Genomic DNA, 10,619 nt, shown 5'->3' with positions numbered 1-10,619 from the left:
CGTCACGTGAAGGCAGATCGAACATAACCTCCAGCATGATTCCTTCGATAATAGAGCGTAGTCCACGGGCACCCGTTTTACGTTCAATTGCTTTTTTAGCAATTTCAGTAAGTGCGCCATCTTCAAACTCTAGCTCAACATCATCAAGCTCAAGCAGTTTTTGGTATTGTTTGACTAACGCATTTTTTGGTTTGATTAGGATTTCAATCAACGCAGCCTCGTCTAATTGCTCCAATGTAGCAATAACCGGGATACGGCCGATGAATTCTGGGATTAAACCAAAACGCAGTAAATCTTCTGGAAGTACTTTTGACAGTAATTCCTTTTCTTTTACATCCTCTTTTTTAACATCTGAACCAAAACCAATCACTTTTTGGCCTAAACGGCGTTTGATAATCGGTTCGATTCCATCAAATGCACCACCGCAAATGAAGAGAATATTGGTTGTGTCAATTTGGATGAATTCTTGATGAGGGTGTTTACGTCCGCCTTGTGGTGGAACGCTTGCTACAGTACCTTCAAGAATTTTCAAGAGTGCTTGCTGAACACCTTCACCAGAAACATCACGAGTAATAGACGGATTTTCTGATTTACGTGCTACCTTATCGATTTCATCGATATAGATAATGCCTTTTTCAGCTTTTTCTACATCATAATCTGCTGCTTGGATTAGTTTCAGAAGGATGTTTTCAACGTCTTCCCCAACATAACCAGCTTCTGTCAATGAAGTTGCATCGGCAATAGCAAATGGAACATTCAGTAGACGAGCAAGCGTTTGTGCAAGCAAGGTTTTCCCGCTTCCTGTTGGTCCAATTAGAGCAATATTACTCTTAGACAGTTCAACTTCGTCGGACTTCGAGCTGGAATTAATACGTTTATAATGGTTATAAACTGCTACAGCCAAAGATTTCTTAGCTTGGTCTTGACCGATTACGTATTCATCAAGGATGGTCCGAATTTCACGTGGTTTCGGTACATCTTTAAATTCTACTTCTTCGTCCGTTCCTAGTTCTTCCTCAACAATTTCTGTACAGAGTTCTATACATTCGTCACAAATATATACACCCGGTCCTGCTACAAGTTTACGCACTTGTTCTTGAGTTTTACCGCAAAAAGAACATTTTAATTGTCCTTTTTCATCATTAAATTTAAACATATTCACTCACCCCTTTAAATACTTTTGCAACATCTATACGTGGTAAAGTCCAGTCTATAAAACCGGTACTCCCCTTAAACATTTAATAGGTCTTGTACATTCTGTACATTCTTGCCTTAACATCAAGCATACCTAATGATATGCGTCAGCTTTTATTAAACATTGGGAGTAGTGCCGAAAACTCCAATGAATACTTGTATGCTTTGCATTTTATCATGTTCCTGACAGGAATGTAATTAAAATGCTTCATCCAAGTTGTTCATATGGTATTAACTTTAAATAATTCTCTATGTATTTGCCCTTTACCATCATTCCCAAACCTTTAGCTTTTTAAAGCACGAGAATGTAATTATTTATGTATATGCGGCTTAGCATTTAATCTACACTTAAATGGAAAAAAAATCAATCTATAGTTGTCAGAAAAATTAATTTTCATTATTCGAACTAATATAAAGCTTTTATGTATAAAACAAGGCACGATTGCTCGCGCCTTGTCCTTTTTCTATTGTATATGGAATTATTCAGCTGAAGCTTCAACGATCTTGCTGTTTTCAACAAGGAAGTCGATTGCTTTACCAATTTTCAAATCACCTTTAACGCCTTCAAGGCTTCCAAGTGCTTGTTTGATTGCTTCTGTTTCCATTTTGTACATTTCAGCCATTTTTGCAATTTCAGCATCAACATCAGCATCAGAAGCTTCAATGTTTTCTGCAGTAGCAATTGCATCAAGAGTCAAGCTAGTTTTAACTTGTGTTTCAGCTTCTTCTTGCATTTGCGCTTTCAAAGCTTCTTCATCTTGACCTGAGAATTGGAAGTAAAGCTCTAGGTTTAACCCTTGAGATTGTAAACGTTGATCGAAATCTTTCATCATACGTTCTACTTCTTTTTCGACCATAACTGCAGGAATATCTACTTCTGCATTAGCTGTCGCTTTTTCAACAACTGTGTCACGGACTTGGTGTTCTGCTTGGTGCTTTTTATCATGCTCAAGCGTTTTTCTAGTTTTTTCTTTCAATTCTGCTAATGTTTCTACTTCTTCATCGACATCTTTTGCGAACTCATCATCAAGCTCAGGAAGCTGCTTAGATTTGATTTCGTGAATTTTCACTTTGAATACTGCAGGCTTACCAGCAAGTTCAGCTGCATGATACTCTTCAGGGAAGTTCACTTCGATATCTTTTTCTGCTCCTGTTTCAAGACCAACAACTTGTTCTTCGAATCCAGGAATGAAAGAGTTAGAACCAAGTTCTAGAGAATAGTTTTCAGACGCTCCGCCTTCGAAAAGTTCTCCTTCAACACTTCCTTCAAAATCAAGAACGACTGTATCGCCCATTGCTGCTTGTCCTTCTTCTTTAACAACAAGCTCTGCTTGTTTCTCTTGCAATGTTTTGATTTCGTTATCGATATCTTCGTCAGTTACTTCAGTGTTAACTTTTTCTACTTCAAGACCTTTATATTCACCTAATTTAACTTCAGGCATTACAGTCACAGTAGCTTTGAAAATAAGGTTTTTGCCTTTTTCCATTTGGTCAACATCGATTTCTGGGCGATCAACAGGGTTAATTCCTGCTTCTTCGATAGCAGTTGCATACGCGTCTGGAAGAATGATATCCAATGCATCTTGGTATAATGATTCTACGCCGAATTTTTTGTCGAACATTTGGCGAGGCATTTTACCTTTACGGAAGCCAGGTACGTTAATTTGTTTTACGACTTTTTTAAAGGCTGCGTCGATACCTTCGTTAACTTTAGCTGCGTCTACTTCTACAGTTAGAACGCCTTGATTACCTTCTAATTTTTCCCAATTTACAGACATTTGTTTCCCTCCAAAAAAATCTATGATATTTCATGAATAAGCAACGGATGAATCTGCCTTGCTATTCGTAACAAGTCATCCCCGGTATTCCCAATTTACATGGAACCCGTCGTTTTTCCTAAAATCGTTACATTACAACCACTACATTATAACACAGGTCCCCTTAGTTTCAATAACAATAGGCTAAATAATCGGGGAAGAAAAATCTTCAATTTCCCTTAAAACCTTCAACTTTTCTGCTGCTTGATCCTGATCTACCTGGTATAGTTCAGCAATTCTCTCTAACGAAGATTCCCCATACAGGTACTCCTCTGCTAACAGATGATACCCCGCCGCATACCCGCTGTATTCTGCCTTTTCGGGTGTGAAGGGGTACATAACGAGGTGCTGTCTCTCTATTAAACTGACCGCCATATCAAATAGAGTTGGATCACGGTCACCCAAGTTTTCTTCTAACAGCTTAACAGAATGCTGATAAAAGACTGTTTCATTAGGTACTGAAAGAGTAGACGGGATGACCTTCATTTGTTTTGAAAATTTTGAGATAGTGAGCTCTTTATCGTATTCTTGTTCTTGCAAAATATTAAGCAGCAATGTTTTGACAAACGGGCTGATTTGGTTATTTTCAAGAACCGGCCTGATTTGATTTATATGCGGCCTAATGTTCACTTTAGATAAATTGGATACAACGGCAAGGAGCTCATTATCTGTCTTGTTTTCAAAAAGTCCTTCGTCTTCAGCTAACTCTTCCTGGATTTTTTCTTCAATACGTACTTCCTGATCCTTTTGTTCATCAATTGCACGTCTGCTGAAATGAAGCATATTCTCAAAGTGATCTTTCTTATCTAAAGGAACATGTCCCTCTTCAAGCAACGCTTCTATCGTAGTGACCATCTCTTGATGTTCATTTAGATGCAGGAGGACCATTAAATAAATCGTCACTACATGGAAGTAGTCACCAATCCCTTTATTGAGCAGTTCCTTACATAAATCTCGCGCTTCCTCATAATCATTCAGCTCTACAAGTGATACAACCAGCCCAATATTCAAATCTGGATTTTCTGGTTCTAACTCTCGTGCTTGACTAAATAATTCAGCTGCCATTTTAAAATCTCTAACCTCTAATCGCTCCAACCCTTTGTCGACAAGTCTTTTGCAGAGGTTTGGAAAAGCAATGATGTTAGAATGATCCTTGTTTCTTCCGCCCATTAGCAACTCCGTCCTGTCCTTTGTCTTTACTGACAAACAGTTTAGCATGGAAAACCTTCAAACACAAAATTTCACCAATAAAAATTTTTGCATAAAAAAACCCACTCATGGAGCAGGTATCAAACAAATTCATGTGAAAATCGAGTTTATCTAATTTTGTAGATTGTATAACTTGAACGTTGATTTCCACTTCAGTCACTCGCTTTCCGCGGGCGGTCGGGAAGCCTCCTCGGCTTTCGCCTGCGGGGTCTCCCCTAGACACGCTTTTCCCGCAGGAGTCTCGTACCTTCCGTTTCAATCAACTTTGTTTTACCTTTCGATCCTCGAGTCACTTTGTTTGAAAATAGAAGGATTAATACTTGTGGTGATGAGGATGCTTTCTAAACAAGATTCTATTCAGCGAGATCCATTTAAAATGTTAGATTAACTAGTGCCACTGAACCATTTGTTTCGTAAAATTGAGGCGGCCATTGATTTCACTTTCATTTATGACTTGGTGAAAGGTATCTATTCAGAGGCAGACGCCCAAGTTTTCAAATAGGGAATCGAAAAATTTTTAATTCCAACTTCATTTAGTCTACAAACTGATACCTGCTTAATAAGCAGGTATTTTTTCTTCTATTATATAGAGAGTGTTTGTTTACTATTTTCGTATGCAGTGATTTTCTTATCGTATTGAAGTGTGATAGAGATTTCATCCCAGCCGTTGACAAGCATCTGCTTCCAATATGGATGGATCTCGAAATGCGCTTCAAACCCATCTGGTCCAGAAACCTTCTGATTCGGCAAATCGACTGTCAGTTCATACTGACCACCCGCAGCTGTTGTCATTAAATAGTCAACCTCAGCTTCAGTCAAAGCGATTGGCAGCATGCCATTTTTCATACAATTACTTTTAAAAATGTCCGCAAAGGATGGTGCAATTACAATTGGAAAGCCAAAGTCGAGCAGCGACCACGGAGCATGCTCTCTTGACGACCCGCACCCGAAGTTTTCCCCTGCTACTAAAATGCTTGTTCCTTTATTTTCCGGCTGATTTAATTCAAAGTCAGGCCGCTCATTTCCTTGTTCATCATAGCGCCAATTAAAAAATAGATATTGACCGAATCCACTTCGTTCGATTCGTTTTAAAAATTGCTTCGGTATAATTTGATCTGTATCCACATTTTTTCTGTCCATGACAGCTATACGTCCTGTAAAGATCGTTATTGGTTCCATATGGCACCTTCCTTCATGATTTTCTAATTTAGCGTACTGGTTCTACGGTACGTTCACTTTTTCTAATATCGACAAAACGACCATATAAAGCAGCTGTTGCGGCCATTGCAGGACTGACTAAGTGTGTGCGTGCCCCTGCACCTTGACGTCCTTCGAAGTTACGGTTTGAAGTAGATGCACAATGCTCCCCAGCAGGAACGACATCTGGATTCATACTTAAGCACATGCTGCATCCCGATTCACGCCACTCAAAGCCGGCTGCCTTGAATAGAACATCTAGCCCTTCTTCTTCTGCCTGTTTCTTGACGCTTTGTGATCCTGGAACGACCATTGCCCGGACTCCAGGATGAACGTGTTGACCGGATAATACTGCTGACGCTTTCCGAAGATCTTCAATTCGGGAATTTGTGCATGAACCGATAAAAACATGCTGTACTGGAATATCCGTAATGGCCATCCCTTCGCTTAAGCCCATATATTCTAACGCACGGCCAAGCTCCCGAGAATCCATTGTACCGTCCGTACTTGTCGGTACAAACCCATCGACTCCCGTAGCCATACCAGGATTGGTACCCCAGCTGACCATTGGCGGAATTTCACTTCCATCAAGAACTATTTCGCGGTCATAGACTGCGTCCGCATCACTGGCAAGCTGCCTCCACTCTTCTACATAGCGATCAAATTCGTTGCTTGCTGGCGCGTACTTACGTCCTTTCATGTAGGAATAAGTCGTTTCGTCTGGACTGACCAGCCCTGCTCTTGCTCCTCCTTCGATCGACATATTACATACTGTCATCCGCTCTTCCATCGACATATCTCTGAACACTTCACCACAATACTCAATAATATGCCCCGTACCGAAATCAACACCAAAACGCGAAATCACATAAAGAATGACGTCTTTTGATGTGACACCATAGCCTAGTTGACCGTTCACTTCTAGCTTTAATGTTTTCGGCTTTGTCTGCCAAATCGTTTGTGTTGCTAAAACGTGTTCGACCTCACTTGTGCCAATACCAAAAGCAATCGAGCCAAAGGCACCATGTGTCGAAGTATGACTATCTCCGCAAACAATCGTCATCCCCGGCTGGGTAAGTCCAAGTTCCGGCCCAATTACATGAACAATGCCCTGCTCGGTACTGTTTAAATCAGCTAGGTGGATACCAAATTCCTGACAATTCGCCGCAAGCGCATCAAGCTGTTTCTTCGCAATTTCATCTTGAATGAAATAGCGGTTCACCGTAGGAACATTGTGATCCATAGTGGCAAAAGTCCGGTCTGGCCTTCTTACTGAACGTCCTTTCATTCTAATTCCTTCAAATGCCTGTGGCGAGGTTACCTCGTGAATATAATGTAAATCTACATATAATAAATCTGGCTTATCTTGTTCTTCCGAAACAATATGCCGATCCCATATTTTTTCAATAATTGATTTTCCCATTTTCCATCCTCCTACTCGCTCGTTCAGTTTAGAAAAAAAGCTGACTTGCTGTCAGCCTTTTCAGAAGTCTTATTTACGCATATGCGCCCATGATGTTTAAAATAGCTTCCTGATCCAGTAATGCCGCTTTAATTTCTGCTATCATTTGACTGGTCGAAATCCCTGTGATTGGGCCGTTAGCCAGATCACCGGTTCGTAAACCAGCATCAAGGACTTTCTGAACGGCTTTTTCTACGGCGTCTGCTTCTTCCTCTAATCCAAACGATATACGCAGCATAGAAGCAGCTGATAAAATCATCCCGATTGGATTCGCTATGTTTTTCCCAGCAATGTCAGGTGCTGATCCGTGAATGGGTTCATAAAGGTTACACCCATCCGTGGAAACGGAGGCTGACGGAAGCATACCAAGTGAGCCAGTCAGGACGGAGGCCTCATCACTTAAAATATCGCCAAACATGTTTTCTGTCACCATGACGTCGAACTGCCTTGGATTCCGAATCAACTGCATGGCAGCATTATCAACCAGCATATGCTCAAGCTCAACCTCTGGGTAATTCTTGGCCACTTCTTCAGCCGTTTCCCGCCACATTCGACTAGATTCAAGGACATTTGCTTTATCAACAGACGTTACCTTTTTCCTTCTGTTTGAAGCTAGTTTAAAAGCTAGTTCGATTATCCGTTTGATTTCAGACTTTTGGTAAAACAATGTGTCCACCACTGCTTCCTTGCCTTCAAACGTCGTACGTTCACTCGGCTTCCCGAAATACAATCCACCTGTTAATTCCCTGACAATTAACAAATCGACGCCTTCAATAATTTCTTTTTTCAAGGGAGAAGATTCCGATAGACTCGAATAGAAGCTGATTGGCCGAAGATTGGCATAAAGGTTAAGGTCCTTGCGGATTTTAAGTAATCCGCGTTCAGGCCTTAAGTGCATTGGTTGTTGATCCCATTTAGGTCCCCCTACAGCACCCAAAAGAACGGCATCGCTGCTCTTGCACAATTGGACTGTTTCATCTGGGAGCGGTGAACCTGTAATATCAATAGCCCTCCCGCCTATTTCTCCAAAATGAAACTCAAAGTCATGACCAAATTGTTCTCCAACTGCTTCGAGAATTTCGACGGCACCTCGTGTTACTTCTCTACCTATTCCATCTCCCGGTAATACTGCTATTTTCCGTTTCATCGAAATCTCCCCTTCCCTTACTTTTTTATTGTAAAATTGGTTCTTTCTCACTTAAGTAAATTACACGGTTTACCGCATTCAAGTAAGCTTTAGCAGAAGCTTCCAATACATCTTGGTCCAATCCTCTGCCTCTTGTTTCTGTTCCTTTGTATCGAATCGTGACAAATACTTGAGCTAAAGCGTCTCGCCCAGCTCCAACGGATTGGATTCGGTAATCAAGTAAGTTCACTTCGCTAGCGATACATCGTTCCAGCGTATTATAAAGCGCTTCAACACTCCCAGCACCCGTTGCTGCTTCGCTAATGATATCCTCTTCGCCTTTTTTCAGCCTGACCGTTGCCGTCGGAACTTGTTTTGTTCCATAGCTGATCTGCATGGATTCTAGTTCAAAGAAACGATTATCCTTTGATGTTTTCTCTTCCAGTACAAGAGCAACTAAATCTTCGTCGGTCATTTCTTTTTTCTTATCCGCTAATTCCTTAAACTGAACGAATAGACGATTGCTTTCTTCATCTGAAACGGAAAGCTTCAACGTTTTCAAACGATCTTTAAATGCATGACGCCCAGAGTGTTTACCTAGGACAAGTGCATTCGACGATACGCCAACAAGCTCTGGAGAAATGATTTCATACGTTGTTTTTTCCTTTAATACGCCGTCCTGATGAATACCTGATTCATGTGCATAGGCATTACGCCCAATAATCGCTTTGTTTGGCGGAACAGCAAATCCGGTTAACTTACTAACTAAATCACTGGTCCGTTTAATTTCATTTAGGGTTAAATCTGTTTTTGCTTGATAGAAATCAGAGCGAATTCGTAAGGCCACCGCTAATTCTTCAAGCGCAGCATTTCCAGCACGTTCTCCGATTCCGTTAATCGTACCTTCAATTTGAGTGGCTCCCGCTTCGATTGCTGCTAATGAGTTCGCAATCGCCATCCCTAAATCATCATGACAGTGAGCTGAAAGATTCACTTTATCTATAGATGGGACATGTTCACGAAGATATTTGAATATTGCTCCATATTCTACAGGTGCCGCATAGCCGACTGTATCAGGAATGTTAATTACACGAGCGCCTGCCTGAATGACTGCTTCGACAATTTCAGCCAAATAATCAAGTTCGGTCCGGCTTGCGTCTTCAGCTGACCATTGAACAATTGGGAAACGTTCTGCCGCATACTTAACGGTCTGAACGGCTGTTTCAATCACTTGTTCTTTAGAAAGTTTCAATTTATAATCGCGATGAATCGGTGAAGTAGCTAGGAATACATGCAATCTTGGTTCTGCACCGCCCTTTAATGACTCCCAAGCTGCATCGATATCTCCTTTAACAGAGCGCGCTAGTCCGGTCACCGATACATGACGGATTTTATTCGCAATTTCTTGAACGGAACCAAAGTCCCCTTTTGAAGCAGCTGGAAAGCCTGCTTCAATGATATCAACACCTAAGCGTTCTAACTGAAAGGCGATTTCTAATTTTTCCGAGTAATTCAAATTAATTCCAGCGGACTGCTCGCCGTCTCTAAGTGTCGTATCGAAAATATTAATTTTTCGCAACAGTCACCACTTCTTTCTTTGTTTGTTGTTGTTTGACAAATGGCATCATTTTCCTTAATTCACGACCGACTACTTCGATTGGATGTTGATTTTCTCTTTGGTTTACCGCATTAAAGACAGGTCGGTTAGCTTGGTTTTCAAGGATCCAGCCTTTTGCAAATTCACCATCTTGAATATCTTTCAATACTTTCTTCATTTCAGCCTTAACATTTTCGTTCACAATACGAGGTCCGGATACAAAATCTCCCCATTGAGCTGTATCAGAAATCGAATAACGCATGTTCTCCAAGCCGCCTTCGTACATTAAGTCAACAATTAGTTTCAATTCATGCAAACATTCAAAGTAGGCAACTTCCGGCTGATATCCAGCTTCTGTCAACGTTTCAAAACCAGCTTTTACAAGTGAAGTGACTCCCCCGCACAATACGGCTTGTTCACCGAAAAGATCAGTTTCTGTTTCTTCTTTAAACGTTGTTTCAAGTACGCCTGCACGTAAAGCCCCAATCCCTTTTGCATACGCAAGCGCTAATTCTTTCGCTTCACCTGTTACGTCCTGATGGATAGCGAACAGAGCTGGTACACCTGCTTCTTGTTCATATGTACGGCGAACAAGGTGACCTGGTCCTTTTGGTGCTACTAGTAAGACATCAATATCTGCCGGTGGAACGATTTGGCTGAAATGCACATTGAAACCGTGAGCGAAAAGCAAGGCATTTCCGGCTTGTAAGCCCGGTTTAATTTCTTGTTCGTAGACTTTTGGCTGTGTTTCATCTGGAAGCAGGATCATGATTACATCTGCTTGTTCAGCTGCTTCTTCGACTGTATAAACCTTAAAACCGTCTGATTTAGCTTTATCAAATGATTTCCCTTTTCTGATTCCGATAATAACGTCAACACCGCTGTCGCGTAAATTTTGGGCGTGAGCATGACCTTGTGAACCGTAACCGATTACTGCTACTTGTTTCGTATTAAAATAATTTTGATTTGCGTCCGAATTGTAATATACTTTTGCCATTTTAAAATCTCTCCCTTTTC

9 protein-coding genes and 1 pseudogene are annotated in these 10,619 nt (G+C 41.0%); 1 reads left to right on the top strand and 9 read right to left on the bottom strand.

Annotated features, from left to right (window positions below; translation table 11 throughout):
- From clpX to AC52RT_RS08515, 4 genes are all read right to left on the bottom strand, one after another.
- Positions 1-1,156 (bottom strand): ATP-dependent protease ATP-binding subunit ClpX (gene clpX, locus AC52RT_RS08530; protein ID WP_495540345.1); only part of this gene is annotated, 1,156 nt, incomplete at its 3' end.
- A gap of 517 nt (positions 1,157-1,673) precedes the next feature.
- The gene (gene tig / locus AC52RT_RS08525) at positions 1,674-2,972 is read right to left on the bottom strand and encodes a trigger factor (RefSeq protein WP_340846714.1); all 1,299 of its coding nucleotides are present in this window, start codon (positions 2,970-2,972) and stop codon (positions 1,674-1,676) included.
- 183 nt (positions 2,973-3,155) lie between these two features.
- On the bottom strand, positions 3,156-4,181 hold the full coding sequence (locus tag AC52RT_RS08520; RefSeq protein ID WP_495540344.1) for a tetratricopeptide repeat protein: 1,026 nt from the start codon (positions 4,179-4,181) through the stop codon (positions 3,156-3,158).
- Positions 4,153-4,380: a hypothetical protein gene (locus AC52RT_RS08515; RefSeq protein WP_495540343.1), complete on the bottom strand. Its 228-nt coding sequence runs from the start codon at positions 4,378-4,380 to the stop codon at positions 4,153-4,155. The genes AC52RT_RS08520 and AC52RT_RS08515 overlap by 29 nt, the downstream gene beginning before the upstream one ends.
- 174 nt (positions 4,381-4,554) lie before the next feature.
- On the opposite strand from AC52RT_RS08515, the pseudogene AC52RT_RS08510 reads away from it, so the two are divergent.
- Positions 4,555-4,695, top strand: a pseudogene (locus AC52RT_RS08510) (IS5/IS1182 family transposase); the annotation flags it as partial.
- A gap of 107 nt (positions 4,696-4,802) precedes the next feature.
- On the opposite strand, the gene leuD reads toward AC52RT_RS08510, so the two are convergent.
- From leuD to ilvC, 5 genes are all read right to left on the bottom strand, one after another.
- A complete protein-coding gene (leuD, locus tag AC52RT_RS08505; RefSeq protein WP_495540342.1) occupies positions 4,803-5,399 on the bottom strand; it encodes a 3-isopropylmalate dehydratase small subunit in 597 nt (198 codons plus the stop codon).
- Positions 5,400-5,427: 28 nt separating this feature from the next.
- Positions 5,428-6,840: a 3-isopropylmalate dehydratase large subunit gene (gene leuC / locus AC52RT_RS08500; protein WP_495540341.1), complete on the bottom strand. Its 1,413-nt coding sequence runs from the start codon at positions 6,838-6,840 to the stop codon at positions 5,428-5,430.
- A gap of 73 nt (positions 6,841-6,913) precedes the next feature.
- Positions 6,914-8,026: a 3-isopropylmalate dehydrogenase gene (gene leuB / locus AC52RT_RS08495; protein ID WP_495540340.1), complete on the bottom strand. Its 1,113-nt coding sequence runs from the start codon at positions 8,024-8,026 to the stop codon at positions 6,914-6,916.
- A gap of 25 nt (positions 8,027-8,051) precedes the next feature.
- Positions 8,052-9,584, bottom strand: coding sequence for a 2-isopropylmalate synthase (locus AC52RT_RS08490; RefSeq protein ID WP_495540339.1), 1,533 nt, complete (start codon positions 9,582-9,584; stop codon positions 8,052-8,054).
- The gene (ilvC, locus tag AC52RT_RS08485; protein WP_495540346.1) at positions 9,571-10,599 is read right to left on the bottom strand and encodes a ketol-acid reductoisomerase; all 1,029 of its coding nucleotides are present in this window, start codon (positions 10,597-10,599) and stop codon (positions 9,571-9,573) included. The genes AC52RT_RS08490 and ilvC overlap by 14 nt, the downstream gene beginning before the upstream one ends.
- Between the last annotated feature and the right edge of the window lie 20 nt (positions 10,600-10,619).

The sequence above is a fragment of the Peribacillus sp. genome (assembly GCF_059453735.1).
The sequence above is the reverse complement of the archived record's forward strand: the minus strand, read 5'-3'. Positions and strand labels throughout refer to the sequence as shown.

Coding starts and splice junctions, on each gene's coding strand:
- tig (WP_340846714.1), bottom strand. CDS start 2,972: ATGTCTGTAAATTGGGAAAAATTAGAAGGTAATCAAGGCGTTCTAACT.
- leuB (WP_495540340.1), bottom strand. CDS start 8,026: ATGAAACGGAAAATAGCAGTATTACCGGGAGATGGAATAGGTAGAGAA.
- leuD (WP_495540342.1), bottom strand. CDS start 5,399: ATGGAACCAATAACGATCTTTACAGGACGTATAGCTGTCATGGACAGA.
- ilvC (WP_495540346.1), bottom strand. CDS start 10,599: ATGGCAAAAGTATATTACAATTCGGACGCAAATCAAAATTATTTTAAT.
- AC52RT_RS08520 (WP_495540344.1), bottom strand. CDS start 4,181: ATGGGCGGAAGAAACAAGGATCATTCTAACATCATTGCTTTTCCAAAC.
- leuC (WP_495540341.1), bottom strand. CDS start 6,840: ATGGGAAAATCAATTATTGAAAAAATATGGGATCGGCATATTGTTTCG.